The organism is Bradyrhizobium sp. A5, from assembly GCF_042076515.1.
GTDB lineage: Bacteria > Pseudomonadota > Alphaproteobacteria > Rhizobiales > Xanthobacteraceae > Bradyrhizobium > Bradyrhizobium cosmicum.
Genome location: NZ_CP148990.1, coordinates 2433655 through 2451273 on the forward strand (window position 1 = coordinate 2433655; position 17619 = coordinate 2451273).

At 64.0% G+C, this 17619-nt stretch carries 22 protein-coding genes; 7 read left to right on the forward strand and 15 right to left on the reverse strand.

The window, feature by feature from the left end; all coding sequences use genetic code 11:
* The 4 genes from WHZ77_RS11460 to WHZ77_RS11475 are packed head-to-tail and all read right to left on the reverse strand — an operon-like array spanning position 1 to position 2675.
* Entirely contained in the window at positions 1-990 is a 990-nt protein-coding gene (locus WHZ77_RS11460) for an ATP-binding SpoIIE family protein phosphatase (protein ID WP_375313765.1), read from the reverse strand.
* A gap of 2 nt (positions 991-992) precedes the next feature.
* The gene (locus WHZ77_RS11465) at positions 993-1397 is read right to left on the reverse strand and encodes an anti-sigma regulatory factor (RefSeq protein WP_015684993.1); all 405 of its coding nucleotides are present in this window, start codon (positions 1395-1397) and stop codon (positions 993-995) included.
* Positions 1378-1767, reverse strand: a complete 390-nt coding sequence (locus WHZ77_RS11470; protein ID WP_015684994.1) for an STAS domain-containing protein — start codon at positions 1765-1767, stop codon at positions 1378-1380. The genes WHZ77_RS11465 and WHZ77_RS11470 overlap by 20 nt, the downstream gene beginning before the upstream one ends.
* 2 nt (positions 1768-1769) lie before the next feature.
* Complete coding sequence (locus WHZ77_RS11475; RefSeq protein WP_375313766.1) at positions 1770-2675, reverse strand: STAS domain-containing protein; 906 nt, start codon at positions 2673-2675, stop codon at positions 1770-1772.
* A gap of 275 nt (positions 2676-2950) precedes the next feature.
* Between WHZ77_RS11475 and WHZ77_RS11480 the strand changes: the two genes are divergently transcribed.
* On the forward strand, positions 2951-3130 hold the full coding sequence (locus WHZ77_RS11480) for a hypothetical protein (RefSeq protein WP_375313767.1): 180 nt from the start codon (positions 2951-2953) through the stop codon (positions 3128-3130).
* Positions 3131-3198: 68 nt separating this feature from the next.
* Here the strand turns inward: WHZ77_RS11480 and WHZ77_RS11485 are convergent, their stop codons facing one another.
* The 4 genes from WHZ77_RS11485 to WHZ77_RS11500 form a co-directional block, all read right to left on the reverse strand.
* Positions 3199-3828 carry a ferric reductase-like transmembrane domain-containing protein gene (locus WHZ77_RS11485; protein WP_375313768.1) on the reverse strand — a complete coding sequence of 210 codons (630 nt, stop codon included), beginning with the start codon at positions 3826-3828 and terminating at the stop codon, positions 3199-3201.
* 19 nt (positions 3829-3847) lie between these two features.
* Positions 3848-4339 (reverse strand): Twin-arginine translocation pathway signal, encoded by a 492-nt coding sequence (locus tag WHZ77_RS11490; RefSeq protein ID WP_375313769.1) that lies wholly within the window; start codon positions 4337-4339, stop codon positions 3848-3850.
* 185 nt (positions 4340-4524) lie between these two features.
* Positions 4525-4923 carry a hypothetical protein gene (locus tag WHZ77_RS11495; protein WP_375313770.1) on the reverse strand — a complete coding sequence of 133 codons (399 nt, stop codon included), beginning with the start codon at positions 4921-4923 and terminating at the stop codon, positions 4525-4527.
* A gap of 37 nt (positions 4924-4960) precedes the next feature.
* Positions 4961-5191 carry a hypothetical protein gene (locus tag WHZ77_RS11500; protein ID WP_375313771.1) on the reverse strand — a complete coding sequence of 77 codons (231 nt, stop codon included), beginning with the start codon at positions 5189-5191 and terminating at the stop codon, positions 4961-4963.
* A gap of 101 nt (positions 5192-5292) precedes the next feature.
* On the opposite strand from WHZ77_RS11500, the gene WHZ77_RS11505 reads away from it, so the two are divergent.
* Together WHZ77_RS11505 and WHZ77_RS11510 are read left to right on the forward strand one after the other, a co-directional pair.
* Complete coding sequence (locus WHZ77_RS11505; protein WP_375313772.1) at positions 5293-6114, forward strand: helix-turn-helix domain-containing protein; 822 nt, start codon at positions 5293-5295, stop codon at positions 6112-6114.
* Between the two features lie 81 nt (positions 6115-6195).
* Complete coding sequence (locus WHZ77_RS11510) at positions 6196-6861, forward strand: DsbA family oxidoreductase (protein ID WP_375314705.1); 666 nt, start codon at positions 6196-6198, stop codon at positions 6859-6861.
* Between the two features lies 1 nt (position 6862).
* On the opposite strand, the gene WHZ77_RS11515 is transcribed toward WHZ77_RS11510, so the two are convergent.
* From WHZ77_RS11515 to WHZ77_RS11540, 6 genes are all read right to left on the reverse strand, one after another.
* Positions 6863-8032 (reverse strand): GNAT family N-acetyltransferase, encoded by a 1170-nt coding sequence (locus tag WHZ77_RS11515; RefSeq protein ID WP_375313773.1) that lies wholly within the window; start codon positions 8030-8032, stop codon positions 6863-6865.
* A 163-nt stretch (positions 8033-8195) separates the two neighbouring features.
* Positions 8196-9635, reverse strand: a complete 1440-nt coding sequence (gene ccoG, locus WHZ77_RS11520) for a cytochrome c oxidase accessory protein CcoG (protein ID WP_375313774.1) — start codon at positions 9633-9635, stop codon at positions 8196-8198.
* A 30-nt stretch (positions 9636-9665) separates the two neighbouring features.
* A complete protein-coding gene (locus tag WHZ77_RS11525; protein WP_375313775.1) occupies positions 9666-10055 on the reverse strand; it encodes a DUF302 domain-containing protein in 390 nt (129 codons plus the stop codon).
* A gap of 40 nt (positions 10056-10095) precedes the next feature.
* Entirely contained in the window at positions 10096-10299 is a 204-nt protein-coding gene (locus WHZ77_RS11530) for a DUF2892 domain-containing protein (RefSeq protein WP_015685006.1), read from the reverse strand.
* Between the two features lie 28 nt (positions 10300-10327).
* Positions 10328-10768: a thioredoxin TrxC gene (gene trxC, locus WHZ77_RS11535; RefSeq protein WP_375313776.1), complete on the reverse strand. Its 441-nt coding sequence runs from the start codon at positions 10766-10768 to the stop codon at positions 10328-10330.
* Positions 10765-12051: an NAD(P)/FAD-dependent oxidoreductase gene (locus tag WHZ77_RS11540; protein WP_375313777.1), complete on the reverse strand. Its 1287-nt coding sequence runs from the start codon at positions 12049-12051 to the stop codon at positions 10765-10767. The genes trxC and WHZ77_RS11540 overlap by 4 nt, the downstream gene beginning before the upstream one ends.
* 108 nt (positions 12052-12159) lie before the next feature.
* Here WHZ77_RS11540 and WHZ77_RS11545 point away from each other — a divergent pair, with 108 nt between their 5' ends.
* The 4 genes from WHZ77_RS11545 to WHZ77_RS11560 all read left to right on the forward strand — a co-directional run bounded on the left by WHZ77_RS11545 (position 12160) and on the right by WHZ77_RS11560 (position 17162).
* A complete protein-coding gene (locus tag WHZ77_RS11545) occupies positions 12160-12459 on the forward strand; it encodes an ArsR/SmtB family transcription factor (RefSeq protein ID WP_375313778.1) in 300 nt (99 codons plus the stop codon).
* A 125-nt stretch (positions 12460-12584) separates the two neighbouring features.
* On the forward strand, positions 12585-13574 hold the full coding sequence (locus tag WHZ77_RS11550) for an efflux RND transporter periplasmic adaptor subunit (RefSeq protein ID WP_375313779.1): 990 nt from the start codon (positions 12585-12587) through the stop codon (positions 13572-13574).
* Complete coding sequence (locus WHZ77_RS11555) at positions 13571-16795, forward strand: efflux RND transporter permease subunit (RefSeq protein ID WP_375313780.1); 3225 nt, start codon at positions 13571-13573, stop codon at positions 16793-16795. The genes WHZ77_RS11550 and WHZ77_RS11555 overlap by 4 nt, the downstream gene beginning before the upstream one ends.
* A 10-nt stretch (positions 16796-16805) precedes the next feature.
* Entirely contained in the window at positions 16806-17162 is a 357-nt protein-coding gene (locus tag WHZ77_RS11560; RefSeq protein ID WP_375313781.1) for a carboxymuconolactone decarboxylase family protein, read from the forward strand.
* Positions 17163-17240: 78 nt separating this feature from the next.
* Here the strand turns inward: WHZ77_RS11560 and WHZ77_RS11565 are convergent, their stop codons facing one another.
* Positions 17241-17570 carry a hypothetical protein gene (locus WHZ77_RS11565; protein ID WP_375313782.1) on the reverse strand — a complete coding sequence of 110 codons (330 nt, stop codon included), beginning with the start codon at positions 17568-17570 and terminating at the stop codon, positions 17241-17243.
* Positions 17571-17619: the final 49 nt, after the last annotated feature.

Sequence of the window (17619 nt, forward strand, 5' to 3'; positions counted from 1 at the left end):
TCACCATTTGCCCACGAGCACGGTCGCGTCGTCGCGAACCCGGGTGAAATCGCGATAAAGGATCGCGGCGATCAGCGACGGGTGCAGGGCCGCAAGATTGGGATAGCGGTCCACCGTCCAGCTCGAGGCCAGACCGTCGGAATGCAGGACGATCAGACCGTGCGAGAAGGGGTAGTCGAAAGTCCGGACCTTGCGCGTATTGAAACCCGCCGTTCCGGCCATCGACACCATCCGCTTGGTCTCGCCGGCGGTGATGATGACGCCGGCGACATTGCCGATTCCGGAGAAGCTGATGTTTTTTGTGGCGGGATCGAAGCGCGCAACCGAGACCGCTGCCCCGCGCGTCGAGCGCAAGCCGCCATGGATGTAGTCGAGCAGGTTAGCGATCGTGTTTCCATTGTAGCGATGGAATAGCCGGACAGCCTCGACCGCGGCTTCGGCCGCTTCCGGCCCATGCCCCAAGCCGTCAACCACAAGCAGGGTGCGGACGTCTCCGGCATCGGAGACGCTCAAGGCATCGCCGCAGACTTCTTCGCCGGCCTTGGCAACGGACACACCGCCCCAGGTCGGGACGGTCGGCGGTTTGATGGATGGAGCAGCGCCGGGTGCGACGCGCGCCAGCACGGCCGTCCCCACGCCGGGCCACGAGCCGATGTCGACGAAGTGCGATTGCCGTATCACCGCACCGAGGCCACGGCCTGCGGTGCCTGCACTGGAATACCCGTCCTCCAGGCATGCGGCGACATTGCTCATGCCCGCGCCCTTGTCGAGCGCGAGGATCTCAATGCCCTGGCTTTCGCTGTCCTCATAGGCTCCGACCAGAATTTCCCCGCCCGACCCGTGCTTGACGAGGTTGGTTGAAAGTTCGGTCGCGACCAGGGCGAGCTTGCCCTTATCGGTCTCGTTGAAGCCCAGGCGCTGTGCGAGATCGGTAGCTGCCCGCCTTGCCTCCGCGACGCCGCTTGGATCGTTGACGCCGACGGATTTCATCATCATTTCCAACGTGCGATTGTGACTTTGGTGCCTGTGCCCGGCGCCGAGACGATGGAAAATTCGTTGCACAACCGCTTTGAGCCGCCGAGACCGAGGCCCATGCCCTTGCCGGACGTGAAGCCGTCCTTGAGGGCCTGTTCAATATCGGCGATGCCCGGGCCCTTGTCGTCGAATGTCAGGCGAACGCCGCGGCGGCCGCCTTGCTCGACGATTTCCGCGGTCACTTCGCCACCCCCGCCATAGTCGAGCGTATTGCGCGCAAGCTCGCTGGACGCCGTGACGATCTTGGTCTGGTCGACCAGGCTGAGGCCGACTTCAACCGCGAGCGCCCGGGTCAGTTGCCTCACCCGTACCACGTCGTCCGAGACCTTGATCCCGACTCGCTCAGTCTTCGTCGTCGGCATCGTCAGCCTCCGCCCCCGCGAGGCGGTCGTGGATCATGGCCATGCCGCGCTCGACGTTCAGCGCGGTCTTCACGCCAGTCAATGAAAGGCCGAGCTCGACCAGGGTGATCGCCACCGCGGGCCGCATTCCAACGACGACCGTGTCGGCGTCGAGGATGCGCGAAACCGCGGCGATATTGTCCAGCATGCGGCCGATGAAACTGTCGACGACTTCGAGCGCCGAAATGTCGATCAGCACACCTCGGGCATTGTGCGTGACGATCCTGGCGGTCAGATCTTCCTCCAGCGCCGTCGCAAGCCGGTCGTGCATGTCGACCTGAATGGTGACGAGAAGCGCGTGGCCGAATTTAAGGATTGGGATGCGGTCCATCGTCAGGCGTCCTGCCCGCCGCTCTTCTTGTCCGCAAACGTGTATCCTTCGACGCGCTTCGCCTTGACGATGGTCCGCCCGGTCTGCCGCAGTGCGACCGCGAACGCGTCGGCCAGCGAGGCCTTCGAAATGACGTTCAGCTCGACGCCGAGATGCACCATGGTCTGGGCGATCTGGGGCCTGATGCCGCTGATCAGGCAATCGGCACCCATCAGGCGCGCTGCCGCGACCGTCTTCAGGAGATGCTGAGCCGTGAGTGTATCGACCGTCGGCACGCCGGTGATGTCGATGATGGCGATCTCGGCCTCGTCGTCGACGATCGTTTGCAGCAGGTTCTCCATCACCACCTGTGTACGCTGGCTGTCCAACGTACCGATCAGGGGCAGGGCGAGAATGCCTTCCCACAGCTTGACCACAGGGGTCGACAGTTCGGCAATTTCGCGCTGCTGGCGAACGATGACCTCTTCGCGGCTTCGCTGGAAGATCTCCAGCGTGAACAACCCGAGTTCGTCGAGCAGCATGGTCAACGTCCAGACCGTCGACGCGATCCGCTCCGCGGACAGCGCTCCGTCGCGATTGAGCGCGTTGAACAACGGCTGCTTGAGCGAAAAGACGAATGTCGCGGTCTCGCTAGGGGAGAAACCCTGCATTGCGCGCGTTCGCGAGAGGTCGGCCAGCATGGATTTGGCCGGCTCATAAGCGTCGGCGGACGTGTCGGTCCCTCCCTGCGTCAAAGCCTCGTGTAGCAAATGGAGAAAATTCTTGGACTGCGACAGCAGTTCGGCTTCCGAAATGCGCCCAGTATGAAGGATGCCTCCCTTCTTCTGCAGTTCGACCCATTCCGGAAGGATGGCCTTCTCGTTTCGTGACACGAGTGACGCGACGTCACTGCCTGCCTGCGCTGCCATTATTGTTCTCCTTGATTACGCATCGTCGCAGCCGCTCGTTCAGAGTGGCGACACTCCGGTGGCAAATGCGCCTGCCTGCATCCTGCTGATTTGTCGGTAGTTTTCGTTGCCCCAAGCAACATGATTGCTCAGCTTGACGTGCTGAGACCCCCAATATGCCCGAACGCCAACGCGCCTCGGAACGATTGGTTCCCGGCTTTCTAGAATTTTCTGCGGCCGATGCCTATGTGCACTTTTAAACATTCAAGGCTGAAAAGAGCAGGCATATTTTACCTATGCCATATCAGGTCAAATCAGGCTCGTTTCTGATCGTCGCACCGTCGCTGCCCGCTGCGCTCAAGCTGTACGACGAGATGCGAACTGGGTCAGAGGAGGTGTCGATCCGGGACATGGAGGGCAGGGAGATCGATATCGACGAAATCCGTCCGGTCCTCAATGACGGCGAGCCTTCGTAAACTCTGCTGATCTGGTGACCCGGTTTGCCGTGTTGCCTGTTGGCCGAAAGCGGGCATCGCAGCGACAATCACTGTCGTGAGTTGCTCGCTCCAGCCAATGGTGGTGGCTTTCTCCGCATCCATAGGTCGGCCAAGACCTTGACCGCCGCCGCGAGGACGAGCGCGCAAAGCGCGGCCTTCGACACCGTCTCCATCGTTCCCTCGATCAGCAGGCAATGGACGGCACTGCCGATGACGATGACGATCGCGAGCGGGATGTGAGCGATGCGCCAAGTTCGCAGCCGCAGCCCCAATCGCCGGCGCAGGGCAGCCAAGAGCGCGACAATGAAGATGGCCCACATGGCGATCACGCCAAAGGGGGAGAACGGCGTCGGCGATGAGAAGGTCAGGGCGTCGATCATATCGGGCGGACTGGTGAACCAGAGGCCGACGACATGGATCACCACGACCACGAGCAGCGCGCCTCCGATCCAGTGATGGGCGCGGCGTCCGCGATAAGCCGACAGTGGCGGCAAATATCCGCCGATCAGCAGAGGCTGAACGAGCACGAGACCCAGTGCAACAATCCCTGCAAACCCGGCCAGGATGTAGACCGGACCGCGCCATGCGAGCAGCGGGCTCATCGCTGCCGCGGCGATCGGCACGTCAACGGCTGCTGCAAGGGCGGCCCAGATCAGGGTCACCTTCGCCAATCTCATTCCTGTGTTCCCAATTCGGTCAGGCCGGCTGAAGGACGAAGTGGGCCTCCAGGCTCGTTTCCTTTGCACTGCGCATCACTGGCCGCAGGAAGACGGTTTTGAATTCACCGCTGTCATAGGCAAGGTGACCGTGCGGCTGGCCGAAGACGGGAATGATCTGCGGCATCTCGAGCCGGAACGCTCCGTTCTTGTCGGTGAGCGTGGCGCCATGGCTCTGCGGCTCGTGCTCCTGCCCTTCGGTCGTGTGCGCCCAGATCTGGATGCGCTGCCCGGCAAGCGGGGTTCCGTCGCCTGCGCGGCGCACCGTACCGCTCATCCAGAAGCCACCCTTTCCGATAAGGTCCACGATCGGCGCGCCCTTGCGGTAGTTGTTCGACCCGCCCGACATCGAATCGGTCGGTGCGAGGCCGCCCGCGCGCGCGGGCAACAGCAGCCCGGAGACGCCGGTTGCGAGAACGGAACCGCCGGCGGCGAGGAGGAGGTTGCGGCGGTTGAAGACGACGTTGGTCATGTCAATTCCTCCTGGCGGCCGGGCAATTGCCCCACCAATCGTACAACAACATGCGCGAGAGGCCCAGTTGAGGGAGGCGAACAGGTCGACAGGCCGCAATGACAGTGTTGTGAACGGGCGTGCCGGCTTCCCGGCTCTGCGCCGCAACGCCAGGAGCATTGCGACGCGTCCGGGGCGCGGGAAAATCACGCCGTCACGACACCGCCGCTCTTGCGCAAGCCCACATATTGCAGCTCAGCGAACACGCCGGTCGCGATCGCTTGTGCGACCACCATCAGCTCGCCGCCGATGTTCGGCGACACCGCGCCCGAAAACAGGAGCACAATGCTGCCGGCCGTCCAGGCCGCATTGCCGACCACGACCAGCAGCACGAGCGGCCTCGGCACTGCTGAGCGCGCGGCGAGCCAGCCGACCAGCGCGGTGTAGGCGATCAGGAACAGCCCGGTCTCGCGCAGCAGCGATTCAGGCAGATTGAACAGCGTCGCGAACGCGCCCGCGCCGAAAGTGAAGCTGAGGGCGGCGACGCCGCTGAAGATCGCGTCGGCAAGGAGTGCGCGGCGCAGGAAGGTGGATGCGTCAATCATCGTGGGTCTCCATGGCTGGTTGGGCTTGGGGGTGAACTCAATGCAGTCCGCGCCACCACCCGCGAAGCAGGCGGGCGAGGCTGAACGGGCAGAGACTTCTGCCGACGCTGTGCTCGAAGGCCGTGACCCGCGCGACGACGTAGTCGCCGGTCGAATGCACCAGCGGCTCCGGCATGTTGAGGCTGCGCGCCAGCATCCGGCTGGCGAACGCGATGGCCAAGGGGACGAGGTGGTCTGCGACGCTCCGGTAGAGCAGCAGCGCGATCATGGTCATCTCCTGTTGCGAGCGAAGATGCGCGTGGCCGAGGTCGAATTCGATTACCTCGGGGGTAATGGAAGGGGTGAAATCCGCATGCTAGGTTTTCTGTCATGACCGCACATGCATCCACGGCACGCGCCGCACACAGCCAGCCGGTTCATATCGGCGATCATTTGCGCGAATGGCGGCAGCGCCGCCGCATGAGCCAGCTCGATCTCGCCGGCGAGGCCGAGATCTCCGCGCGGCATCTGAGCTTCGTCGAGACCGGCCGCGCCGCGCCCTCGCGCGATATGGTGCTGAGGCTTGCCGAGCGCCTCGACGTGCCCTTGCGCGAACGCAACGTGCTGCTGGTCGCGGCCGGCTACGCGCCAGCCTTTCCGCAACGCCCGCTGGAGGATCCCGCCTTGAAATCAGCCCGTCAGGCGATCGACCTCGTCCTCAGGGCGCATGAGCCAAATCCGGCGCTGGCTTATGACCGGCACTGGAATCTGGTCGCCGCCAACCGCATGCTGGCGCCGCTGCTCGACGGCATTCCGCAGCGTCTGCTCGGCCAGCCCGTCAACGTGCTGCGGCTGGCGTTTCATCCCGAGGCCCTGGCGCCGCGCACGGTCAATCTGGCGGAATGGTGCGGGCACCTGCTGGAGCGGCTGCACCGGCAATGCGAGGCGACGGCGGATCCTGAGTTGATCAAGCTCTACAATGATCTGAAGAGCTATCCGATTCCAGCCCGCGCGGCGCCGCTGTCGAGCGACAATGTCGCGATCCCCTTCAAGCTGCGCCTTGGCGGTGAGATACTTAGTTTCTTCTCCACCACCATGGTGTTCGGCACTCCCGTCGATATCACCCTGTCCGAGCTGGCGCTGGAGACGTTCTTTCCGGCGGACGAGCGCACCGCCGAGCGGCTCAAGCAGATGGCCGCGAATCTGGGCTAGCACCCTTGCCTCAGGCTGCGTTCGGCTTATCTTCGGACAAAACCGCTTCGCCCCAAGGAGGCATCCATGAGCTCGTCTGATATGAGCACCCTGAAACCGCTCCAGATCGATGTCGTCTCCGACGTGGTGTGCCCCTGGTGCTATATCGGCAAGCATCGCATCGAGAGCGCGCTGGCGCTCGTGCCCGACGTTCCCGTCAAGCTCAATTTCCGTCCCTTCTTCCTCAATCCCTGGGTGCCTCGCGAAGGCATCAGCCGTGAGGCGTATCTCACCCAGAAGTTCGGCTCGGTCGAGGCCTATAAGGGCATTGCCGGCCGCGTGGTCGGGGCGGCGAGCGAAGAGGGCCTCATCTACCGGCCCGAGTTGGTCGCGCGCCAGCCCAACACGACCGACTGCCATCGCCTGATCCTCTGGGCCGAAGCGACCGGCAAGGCACCCGAGATGAAGCAGCGCCTGATGGAGCTCTACTTCCGCGACGGCGGCGACCTGACCGACGTCAACGTGCTGGTGCAAGCCGCTGCGGACATCGGCCTCGACGCCGACGACGTGCGCAAGCGCCTCGCCACCGACGAGGACGTCGCGCGCGTCACGGCTGACGCGCAGGAAGCCGCCGAGAAGGGCATCTCCGGCGTGCCGACTTACGTGTTCGCGCAGAAATATGCCGTGTCCGGCGCGCAGGACCCGAACCTGCTCGCGCGCGCCATCCGCGAGGTCTCGGCGGAGATCAACGCACAGGCGGCGGAGTAGTCTATTTGCGGAGCCGACGGACCGCGCGCCGCGCGGCTTCGTGCGCGACGTTGAGGCCGGTCAGTGCCGCGTGAATCAAGGCCACGACAGGATCGTTCCGCCGCAGCGGGATCAGCACGTCACCGATGGCGAAGCGTCCCCGCCAGATCGGGTTGATCATGGGGTGATCGGCGCTCGCGGTGGAATCCGCGCTGGCGATGGCGGGATCGGCGCAGAGGTGGCGTGTGAGCTCGACCGTGAGCTGCACGCCCGGCGAATATTTTGCAAAGCGCTCGTCAATGCCGAGCTTGAAGAAGAAGGCGCGGTCCTGGTGGCGCAGCACGATTCCGGCGGCCACCGGTGTGGTGCCCGCGCGCAAGGTCACGATCTCGCATTGCGCGGTCTCGGCGAGTGCCGGGACGGCGCGGCGGATGAAGGTCGCATCGCCCGCATGCTGGATCAGCGCGGTGCCGCGCTTGCCTTTCCAGCCGCTGGCTTCGAGTTGCAGGAATGTTTCGAGTGCTGGTCGGATCTCTTCGGGCCTGCGCGCAACCTCAAACAGGACGGGGCCGTGCTCTTCGAGGCGATGGCGCTGACGGCGGAGCTCCTTGACCCTTCTGGCGCCGAGCGCCTCGCGGAGGAGCGTCTCGCCATCCCGCGTCGCATCGAGGCTGGCGCGGATGTAGGAGGATAGTACGCGCGGCTTCAGGCCGTCGCGATCGAGAGCCTGGCTGAGCGCATTCATCGCCGCACCGTCAAGCGCGACATCGTTCAGAACGAGCGCATGGGCTCCGGCGGCGCGCGCCTGCTGCAACAGAAGCGTGGGCGCCTCGATCGGGGCGTCGCGGTCGATGAGGGGGCTGCAGAGCGTGCCATAGGGATGCGCGCTCACCAGCGCGGGCAGGGGGATCCTGCAGGCGCGCCACAGCGAGATCACCGGCATCAGCCCGATCAGCCGCGACGAAGATCCGTCGAATGCGGCTAGCGTCGAAGCATCCGTGCGGCCGCGCGCGGCGGCGCTGACGGCAAGCTCCCAGCCCGGCAGGTAATATCCGTTCGGCTCGATCGCGCGCTGCGCCAGCGCGCGCCATTGGCCCGGGTCGATGGAGATGAGCGGGACGAGCGCGCGCGCCGCCGCGGCATCTCTTGCCGATGCCGGATTGATCGCAGCCTCATGCGCGATATCGACCACGTCCCGTCGCCCCCGTTCACGCGGGCCAGGCCCGTGTTGCACGGCCATGTTTAGCGCAAAGATTGGAAAATACCGTTGGGACGCCGCTTTAATTCGAGCGGTAGTATTAACGTCTCATTCACCCTCCGGCGCCTGCCGCCGGAGGATGAATGGATTGTGAGTGCTACCGGTCGCCCGGCACGAAATGATCGCGGGCACCTGCGCGTCCGCCGCCGGCGGTGTCGATGATGGCAATGTCGACGTCATGCGAGGTCTTTGGCAGGTCGCTGGGGCCGACCTGCACCGACAGCCTGACTTCTCGGGTCTGATCCTGTCCGACCTCGATGATCGGCTTGCCGCCGGGGCTGGTTTCGACGCCGGCGACGCGACTGATTGCGCCGGGCAGTCCGAAGACCTCGAGCGCAAACGATCGCTGCGCGCCCTTGTTGAGGATGCGGACGGTGTAGTCGTTGCGCACCCCGCCATCGGAGAGCTGGACGAAGAGGGGATTGCGCTCATGCAGCACGTTGACGTCCATCGTCGCGCGCGTGGCGAGCGTGTAGAGCATGATGCTGCCGACAATGGCGATGGCCGCGGCATAGATCAGCGTGCGCGGACGGATGATGCGGTAGATCGGCGCCTTGCCCTCGCGCCGGCGCTGCATGTTGATGTCGGTGTCGTAGCCGATCAGGCCGGCGGGCCGGCCGATCTCGCCCATGACGTTGTCGCAGGCGTCGATGCACAGGCCGCACTGGATGCAGCCGAGCTGGATTCCAAGCCGAATGTCGACGCCGGTCGGACAGACATTGATGCATTGGTGGCAATCGACGCAGTCCCCGGCGGGATCGCCGTGCGCGCGGGCGGCATCGGCCTTCTTGACCGACATGCGCGGCTCGCCGCGGTCGTGGCGATAGGTGACGTTGAGCGCCCATTCGTCGGTCAGCGCCGCCTGGATGCGCGGCCACGGACACATGTAGATGCACATCTGCTCGCGGGCGTGACCGGCAAAGACATAGGTCGTGGCGGTGAGGATGCCGATCCACAGATAAGCGATGAACGGGGCCTGGAAGGTGGCGAGCTCCTTCACCAGCGTCGGCGCGTCGGCGAAGTACAGCACCCAGGCGCCGCCGGTCCACCAGGCGATCATGATCCAGAGAAAGTGCTTCAGCGCGACCTTCCGGATGTGATCGAACGTCCAGTAGCGCTTGTCGCCCTGCATGCGCTCGCGCCGGTCGCCCTCGACCCAGCGCTCGACCGCGTAGAACAGGTCGGTCCACACCGTCTGCGGACACATGTAGCCGCACCACAGCCGGCCGGCGACGGCATTCATCAGGAACAGCGTCATCGCGGCGATGATCAGCAGGCCGGTGAAGTAGTAGACTTCCTGCGGCCACAGCTCGATGAAGAAGAAGTAGAAGCGTCGATGCGGCAAGTCGATCAGCACCGCCTGGTCCGGCTGGCCGGGCCCGCGGTTCCAACGCAAGAACGGCAGGAGATAATAGGTCCCGAGCGTGACGCAGAGGATCGTCCATTTGATACGGCGGAAAGGGCCGTGGACGGACTGCGGATAGACCTTCTTCCGTTTCTCGTAGAGAGGTCCCTCGATGAAGGTGTCGTCGGTCATGGTCGACCTCTGCAATCCCTGCGAACGGTCTCACGCAATCTCGGCGACGACTTGCTTCAGCAACTCGCGAACCTGAGCGGCGACGGCACCGAGCTTCGAGTTCTCGATCGCCGCCATCGAAGCGACGGGATCCACCGCCGAAATCTCGACCTTGCCACCCTCGCGCTGCTGAACCACGACGTTGCAGGGAAGCATCGTGCCGATCTTGTCCTCGTGGGTCAGCGCCTCATAGGCGAGCTTGGGATTGCATGCCCCGAGGATGAGATATGGCCGAAACTCGACCCCGAGTTTCTTGTTCAGGGTGTCCTTTACGTCGATTTGGGTGAGCACGCCGAAGCCATGGTGCTTCAACGCCGCGGTCGTGGCCGCCACCGCTGCGTCGAACGGCAGGTCGACCGTTTTCGAGAAGTGATAGGTCATGGGTTCTCTCCGTCAAACTGGGGGGCTTCTTGTTGCCGGCTCACGAGAACGCGCAGCCGCCGCGCAGGCCGAGCTTCTTGAACACGATCGCAGCGGGACAGAAGCCCGTGAACGAGGCCTGCAACATGTTTAGGCCGGCGAACGCCGTCAGCAGGTACCAGTACGCATTCACGTAGGTCCCCAGTGCGAGTCCGAGCAGGACGACGAAACCTGCGAAGGCGAGAACGGCTTTGTCGACATTCATGGCATGCTCCTATTGAAGGGTTACGGTCTTAAGAACCTGTCAGGCCAGCCTGGGTCCAGGCGACGATGCTGCGCGCATCCATCGCGCCGGCGTGGCGGGCGACCTCCCGGCCGCCACGCATCAGCAGCAGAGTGGGGATCCCCGTGATGTTGAGACGCGACGAGAGGCCTGGTGCACTTTCGGAATTGAGCTTCAGCACCCGAACCTTCGGCTCGAGCTCGCGCGCAGCGCGCTCGTACATGGGCGCCATAGCGCGGCAGGGCCCGCACCAGGGTGCCCATACGTCGACCAGGACCGGGATTTCGCTGTTCGCGACGTGACGCTGAAAACCTTCCTCGTCGACCTCGATCGGCCCGGTGAACAGTGCCTGGTGGCAAGCACCGCACCGTGCGGCTTCCGGCGCGCGTTCGGCGGGCAGGCGGTTGGTCCGCCCGCAATGCCCGCAGACGATCTGGCGTGTCTCACTCATGTGCCAGTTCGAACCTCCCTGATCTTGGCGATGTTCAGCCTGTCGAGCACGAATCGTTCATAGAACGGCTCACTCTCGCCTCGCCGCATCTTGCGGATGAAGTATTTCTCGAAGGCCACCTTCGCGTAATGGACCCACTCGCCCTTGGACGACCAGCTGACATTTCGCGGCGGGATCTGCGGCTGTGCGAGGAACGCGACGCCGGAGTCTCCGAAGTCCGCGAGACAGATCGCGTTCAACGTCGGCTCCGTCTCGGGTTCCTTGCCGCGAAGCAAGGCGCCGATGTTCATCGCAGTCGCCGTTACCATGGACTCGATCATGAAGCCGGTCTTCGGTACGCCGACGGGCACCGCCGTCGCGCCGACGGGCGCGATCGCCACACAAACCCCTACGGCGAATACATTCTGATAGGTCGGGTTACGCTGGTGTTTGTCCACGATCACGAAGCCGCGCGGATTGGTCAGCTTTTCGATGCCACGCACCGCCTCGACACCGCGAAAGGCGGGCAGCATCATCGAATAGGCAAAGGGCAGCTCGTGCGCCTTGTGGGCCGTGCCGTTCTCGGCGAGTTCCTCCACGGACATCATGCCGGGCCCGACGCTGTCCACGCGCGCGTTGGTGATCCATTTGATGTGCTTTTCTCGCATCTCACCTTCGAGCATGCTCTTGGTGTCGCCGACGCCATCCAACCCGAGATGGCCGATATAGGGCTCCGACGTGACGAAGGTCATCGGCACCTTGTCGCGCAGCTTGCGGCGGCGCAACTCGGTCTCCAGGATGAAGAGGAACTCGTAGGCGGGCCCGAAGCAGGAGGCGCCTTGGACCGCGCCAATCACGACAGGGCCCGGATTGGCAGCGAGCTTTTCAAACGCTTCGTTGGCACGGGAGGCGTGATCCACGTGACAGATCGATTGCGTGTAGCCTTGCGGACCCAGGCCCGGGATTTCGTCAAAGGCAAGCTCGGGACCTGTTGCGACGACCAGGTAGTCGTAGTCGATCGAGGTGTCGTCGGCGAGATCGATGCGATTCTCGGCCGGATGCACGCGCTTGGCGCCCTGTGTCAGCAAGCGAATACCCTTACGCTTCATGATCTCTTCGAGATCAATCTCGATCTCGTTTTGTTTGCGCCAACCGATTGCCACCCAGGGATTCGATGGAACGAAGTGATAGACGGCGCCCTGCGAGATCACGCTCAGGCGATCGTCCTTTCGCAACTGTGGTAGCAATTCATAGGCCATCAGCGTTCCGCTAAGCCCAGCTCCGATTACGACGATTTCTGCCATGGGGACCTCCGTTGAGTATCGATCGCCGGTTCAGTCCCGGCCGTTCTGTGCTTGACAATATATTCATAATTGCGTATATACGCAAGTATGAAAATAAATAGCGAGATCATGGAGCGAGCGGCCGATCAGGCAAGCGAGTTGCTGAAGGCACTCTCGAATCGGCACCGGCTTTTGATCATCTGTCAGCTGATCGACGGCGAACGATCGGTCGGTGAGCTGGCCGAATTCCTGAGCCTGCGGGATTCGACGGTCTCCCAGCATCTTGCGCTCCTTCGCAGGGATGGTCTGGTGTCCGCCCGCCGGGACGCGCAGACAATCTTCTATTCGATCGCAAGCGAGCCGGCGCGTGAGGTGCTTAAGACGCTCTATCAGGTGTTTTGCGCACCGAAATCCGCAAGAACGAAATGAAAGTTACGAGCGATCGCGTGGCGGCGCCTTGAGCGAGATCAACGCCTCACCCTGTAAAACCGACGAGATGACGGAGGCGCACCGTGCGGCGGTGTGACGGTTCCATGATTACGCGGATAAGCCTTATGCGACCCCTGGGAATTCTGGTCGCGCTCGCGGCCGCCACCTTGCAGGCCAGTCTCGCGACGGCGGAAACCCTGACGGTGGCGCAGCACGTCGTCACCGACGAGAAGGCCGTCTTTGCCACGGTCGAAAGCATCAGCGTGGTGCCGGCTCGCGGGCGCATCGGCGGAACCGTGGTCCAGCTCCACGTCAAGGAAGGGGATCGCGTGACCGCAGGGCAGGCGATCGCCACCATCGGCGACGAGAAGCTCGGCCTTCAGATGAAGTCTCTGGACGCGCAGATCGAGGCGCTGCAGGCGCAGGCCAACCAGGCGCAGATCGATTTCACCCGGATCGAAGGTCTGGTCGAGCGCGGCACGCTTCCGCGCGTCAAGCTCGACGAGGCCCGGACCGCGCTGAACGTGGCGGAGAACGGTCTGCGCGCCAAGACCGCCGAGCGTGCCGTGATCAACGAGCAGCTCAACCAGGGGCAGGTGCTGGCACCGACAGAGGGACGCGTGCTGAAGAGGCTCATCACGATTGGTTCTGTCGTATTGCCAGGTGATCCCATCGTCACGGTCGCGCAACAGAACTTCAAATTGCGCTTGCGGGTGCCGGAGCGCCATGCGCGCCGTCTCAAGGCCGGCGACAAGGTTCGCGTCGACGGCGCGGAACTTGGCGGCGAAGCCGCCAAGTGGGGCGTTGTCGATCTGGTCTATCCGTTGATCGAGGAAGGACGGGTCATCGCGGATGCGACCGTCGAAGGGCTGGGCGAATATTTCGTGGGCGATCGGCTCCGGGTGTGGATCTCCGGTGGCGCGCGGCCGGCTTTAATCGTTCCGGCAGGCTACGTGACGACCCGGTTCGGCATCGACTACGTGCGGCTGCAAAAAGGCGGCGGGGTGATCGACGTGCCGGTGCAGCGCGGTCCGGAATTGCCGACGCCCGCGCTTCCCGATGGACTTGAGATCCTGTCCGGCATTCGCGCCGGCGACCAATTGGTGCGGCCGTGAATCTCGGACTCTCGGGGAGGCTCACCAAGGCGACGATCGCATCGCCGCTGACACCGCTGTTTCTGATCGCAGCGTTCGTCGTCGGCCTGATCGCGGTCATCGTGATTCCGCGCGAGGAGGAGCCGCAGATCAGCGTCCCGATGGTCGATATCCGCGTCAACGCCGACGGCTTGCGCGGACCCGACGCGGTCGAGCTCGTCACCAAGCCGCTCGAGGCTATCGTCAAGGGCATCGACGGCATCGAGCATGTCTACAGTCAGACCGAGGACGACCGGGTGATGGTCACCGCGCGGTTTCTGGTGGGCACCAAGGCAGAGGACGCGATTCTCCGCGTCCATGAGAAGATTCGAGCCAATCTCGATCGCATCCCGGTTGGAATTCCCGAACCCTCGATCGTCGGCCGCGGCATCAATGATGTCGCTGTGACCGTCTTGACACTTTCGCCGAAGCCGGAAGCCGCCGAACGCTGGACCGACAAGGATCTGTTCGAGCTTGCCGACAAGCTCCGCTCGGAGCTCGTGAAGGTCGACAGCATCGGACTGACCTACATTTCCGGCGGCGCGGCGCAGCAGATCAGGGTCGAGCCAGATCCGGAAAAGCTGTCGCTGTTCGGCGTCACGCTGCAACAGCTCGTGGCCAAGGTTAAGGACGCCAATCGCTCGTTCCTGGCCGGCCAGGTTCGCGATGCCGGCATCGTTCGCAATGTCGCCGCGGGCCAGACGCTCGCAGGCATTCCCGATATCGGCCTGCTCCTGATCTCGACCCGTGACGGACGGCCGGTCTACGTCAAGGACGTGGCGAGCGTCATCATCGGACCGAATACGATCGAGCACCGGGTCTGGAACGATGCGCGGGACGAGAAGGGGCAGTGGGCCCGGGTGCCCGCGGTCAGCCTCGCACTCGCCAAGCGCGCCGGCGCCAATGCGGTGGTTGTGTCTGCCGATATCAATCACCGCCTGGAGGGATTGAAGGGGCGTCTCATCCCCGAGGATGTCCAGGTAACGGTGACCCGCGACTACGGCGAGACCGCCAACGAAAAGGCCAACGAACTTCTGTTCCACCTCGGGCTCGCGACGGTCTCGATCGTCGTCCTGATCGCGATCGCGATCGGCTGGCGCGAAGCGTTGGTGACCTTCGTCGTGATTCCCACGACGATCCTGCTGACGATGTTCGCCGCCAACCTGATGGGCTACACCATCAATCGCGTCAGCCTGTTCGCGCTGATCTTCTCGATCGGCATCCTCGTCGACGACGCCATCGTCGTCGTCGAGAACATAGCGCGGCATTGGGCCATGCGCGACGGCCGGCCGCGCCTGCAGGCGACCATTGAGGCCGTTGCGGAGGTCGGCAATCCCACCGTCGTCGCGACGCTGACCGTGGTCGCAGCGCTGTTGCCGATGCTATTCGTGTCGGGGCTGATGGGCCCTTATATGGCGCCTATTCCCGCCAACGCGTCGGCGGCGATGCTGTTTTCCTTCTTTGTCGCCATGGTGGTCGCGCCGTGGCTGATGCTGAAGCTGGCGCCGAAGGGCGAAATGACGTCCGCGCATGCAGCGCATGATGAAGGACGCCTGGGCCAGCTCTACCGACGGTTTGCCACGCCGATCGTGCGCAGCAGGCGTTCTGCCTGGATATTCCTGCTTGGCGTCGGCATCGCGACGCTGTTGTCGATGACGCTGTTTGCGACCAAGTCGGTGACCGTCAAGCTTCTGCCGTTCGATAACAAGTCCGAGATCGCCGTGGTCGTCGACCTGCCGGAGGGCGCAAGCCTGGAGGCGACCGAGCGCACCTTGTTCGGTGCGGCCGAGATCGCCCGGCAATTGCCGGAGGTCTCCTCGTTGCAATCCTACGCCGGCACCCCGGCTCCCTTCAATTTCAACGGCCTGGTGCGGCATTATTACCTGCGGGAGAGGCCTGAGCTCGGTGAAGTGCAGGTCAACCTGGCTGCGCGTGGCGAGCGCAAGCGTGCGAGCCATGAGATCGCGCTCGAGCTGCGCGAGAAGCTGAAAGCGCTCGATCCGCCCAAGGGCACCAGCATCAAGGTGGTCGAAGTGCCGCCCGGGCCGCCAGTGCTTTCTACGCTGCTCGCCGAGGTCTATGGCCCCGATGCGGCCACGCGCCGCGCGGTCACGGCCGAGCTCAAGAGGGTCTTCGCGGAAGTGCCGTTCATCGTCGATGTCGACGATTCGATCGGGGAGAAGCGGCCGCGGCTGCGGCTGTCGATCGACCAGGACCGGCTCGAATTCTTCGGCGTCGAGCAGCGCGACGTCTATGATACCATACAGGCGCTGTTCGGCGGCACCTCGATCGGCTACTCGCATCGCGGCGAGGACCGCAACCCGATCGAGATCGCGGTACATCTGCCCAAGCGCGACCTGGTCTGGGACGAGGCGATGGCCTCGACGCCGGTGCCCGCCAACACCGTGCCCGGCAGCAAGACGGTGGTCGAACTTGGCCAGGTCGTGAAAGCGACGATGGAGGAGGGCTCCCCGACGATCTTCCGCCGTGACGGGCGTTTCGCCGACATGGTGATGGCCGAACTTGCCGGGCGCTTCGAGGCGCCGCTCTACGGCATGCTTGCGGTGGCGGACCGCGTCGAGGCCCATGATTGGGGCAATCTGCCGAAGCCGGCGATCAGTCTGCACGGGCAGCCGGTCGATGAGTCGCGTCCGACGCTGTTGTGGGACGGCGAATGGGAAATCACATGGGTGACCTTCCGCGACATGGGCGCGGCCTTCGGCGCGGCCATCCTTGGCATCTACGTGCTGGTCGTCGCCCAGTTCAAGAGCTTCCGTTTGCCGCTCGTCATCCTGACGCCGATTCCGCTGACCTTGATCGGCATCCTCGTCGGGCATTGGCTGCTGGCTGCACCGTTCACGGCGACGTCGATGATCGGATTCATCGCGCTCGCCGGCATCATCGTGCGCAACTCGATCCTGCTGGTCGACTTCATCAGGCACAGCGGCGGAGACGGCAAGTCGCTTCGCGAGGTGGTGCTGGAGGCCGGCGCGGTCCGCTTCAAGCCGATCCTGCTCACTGCACTTGCGGCCATGATCGGCGCCGCAACCATCCTGCTCGATCCGATCTTTCAGGGATTGGCGATCTCGCTGCTGTTCGGGCTTGCCTCGTCGACGCTGCTCACCGTGCTGGTGATTCCCGCGATCTATATCGCCCTGCGCGCGCCGCGCGAGGCGACTTCGACCACAGTCAAACCCGGCTAGCGAGGGCCCGATGGACAAGAACTACGTTGATATCACCAGGAACATCTCGGCCAACCTGAAGAAGCTGCGGAGCGACATTCCCGACACGATGAAGGGGTTTGCGATGCTCGCGCAGGCCGCGACGCGGGACGGCGCGCTGGACAAGAAGACCAAGGAGCTGATCGCGCTTGCGCTCGGCGTGGCCGCGCATTGCGACGGCTGCATCGGCTTTCACACCGAAGCGCTGGTCAAGCTCGGTGCGTCGCGCGAAGAAGTCGAGGAGGCGTTGGGTATGGCCGTTTACATGGGCGGCGGTCCGTCGCTGATGTATGCCGCGGATGCGATCGCGGCTTACGAGCAGTTCCAGCAGCAAGTGGTCGCCGTCTGACGCCGGTGATGTGCTCCGATCAGGACGACAGGACCGGGCGAGTTGTCTCGTCCGGTCCCGCCATCATGGCTTCAACGATTACCAGCGGTCGCCGACACCGACACCCACGCTGACGCCCGGGGCGCGAATGCCGATGCCGCCGCGCGGACCATCGTCCCAGTCGCGATAGGTGCGGCGTTCGTAATAGCGCTCGCGCGGCATGGTGTTATAGGAATCGCGCACGATCACGCGCGCGCCGCCGCGCGTCCGATAGCAATTGCCGGCGTCATCGCACACGAGCCGGACCTGCTGAACGAGATCGGGACTGGCGTATTCGCTGGTCGTGTAGATATCGGCAGCCTTTGCGGCGCTCGCCGCAGCGAGAGCTCCGACACTCGCCAGCAGTGCAATCGTCAACGTCCTCATCATGTCCTCCTCCGAAACTGCCCTATGACGGTAACAAGAATGCGAGGAGGCG

Excerpts from the sequence above, each read along its gene's own strand:
- WHZ77_RS11460 (WP_375313765.1), bottom strand. The coding sequence starts at position 990 with ATGAAATCCGTCGGCGTCAACGATCCAAGCGGCGTCGCGGAGGCAAGG.
- WHZ77_RS11465 (WP_015684993.1), bottom strand. The coding sequence starts at position 1,397 with ATGCCGACGACGAAGACTGAGCGAGTCGGGATCAAGGTCTCGGACGAC.
- WHZ77_RS11470 (WP_015684994.1), bottom strand. The coding sequence starts at position 1,767 with ATGGACCGCATCCCAATCCTTAAATTCGGCCACGCGCTTCTCGTCACC.
- WHZ77_RS11475 (WP_375313766.1), bottom strand. The coding sequence starts at position 2,675 with ATGGCAGCGCAGGCAGGCAGTGACGTCGCGTCACTCGTGTCACGAAAC.
- WHZ77_RS11480 (WP_375313767.1), top strand. The coding sequence starts at position 2,951 with ATGCCATATCAGGTCAAATCAGGCTCGTTTCTGATCGTCGCACCGTCG.
- WHZ77_RS11485 (WP_375313768.1), bottom strand. The coding sequence starts at position 3,828 with ATGAGATTGGCGAAGGTGACCCTGATCTGGGCCGCCCTTGCAGCAGCC.
- WHZ77_RS11490 (WP_375313769.1), bottom strand. The coding sequence starts at position 4,339 with ATGACCAACGTCGTCTTCAACCGCCGCAACCTCCTCCTCGCCGCCGGC.
- WHZ77_RS11495 (WP_375313770.1), bottom strand. The coding sequence starts at position 4,923 with ATGATTGACGCATCCACCTTCCTGCGCCGCGCACTCCTTGCCGACGCG.
- WHZ77_RS11500 (WP_375313771.1), bottom strand. The coding sequence starts at position 5,191 with ATGATCGCGCTGCTGCTCTACCGGAGCGTCGCAGACCACCTCGTCCCC.
- WHZ77_RS11505 (WP_375313772.1), top strand. The coding sequence starts at position 5,293 with ATGACCGCACATGCATCCACGGCACGCGCCGCACACAGCCAGCCGGTT.
- WHZ77_RS11510 (WP_375314705.1), top strand. The coding sequence starts at position 6,196 with ATGAGCACCCTGAAACCGCTCCAGATCGATGTCGTCTCCGACGTGGTG.
- ccoG (WP_375313774.1), bottom strand. The coding sequence starts at position 9,635 with ATGACCGACGACACCTTCATCGAGGGACCTCTCTACGAGAAACGGAAG.
- WHZ77_RS11525 (WP_375313775.1), bottom strand. The coding sequence starts at position 10,055 with ATGACCTATCACTTCTCGAAAACGGTCGACCTGCCGTTCGACGCAGCG.
- WHZ77_RS11530 (WP_015685006.1), bottom strand. The coding sequence starts at position 10,299 with ATGAATGTCGACAAAGCCGTTCTCGCCTTCGCAGGTTTCGTCGTCCTG.
- trxC (WP_375313776.1), bottom strand. The coding sequence starts at position 10,768 with ATGAGTGAGACACGCCAGATCGTCTGCGGGCATTGCGGGCGGACCAAC.
- WHZ77_RS11540 (WP_375313777.1), bottom strand. The coding sequence starts at position 12,051 with ATGGCAGAAATCGTCGTAATCGGAGCTGGGCTTAGCGGAACGCTGATG.
- WHZ77_RS11545 (WP_375313778.1), top strand. The coding sequence starts at position 12,160 with ATGGAGCGAGCGGCCGATCAGGCAAGCGAGTTGCTGAAGGCACTCTCG.
- WHZ77_RS11550 (WP_375313779.1), top strand. The coding sequence starts at position 12,585 with ATGCGACCCCTGGGAATTCTGGTCGCGCTCGCGGCCGCCACCTTGCAG.
- WHZ77_RS11560 (WP_375313781.1), top strand. The coding sequence starts at position 16,806 with ATGGACAAGAACTACGTTGATATCACCAGGAACATCTCGGCCAACCTG.
- WHZ77_RS11565 (WP_375313782.1), bottom strand. The coding sequence starts at position 17,570 with ATGATGAGGACGTTGACGATTGCACTGCTGGCGAGTGTCGGAGCTCTC.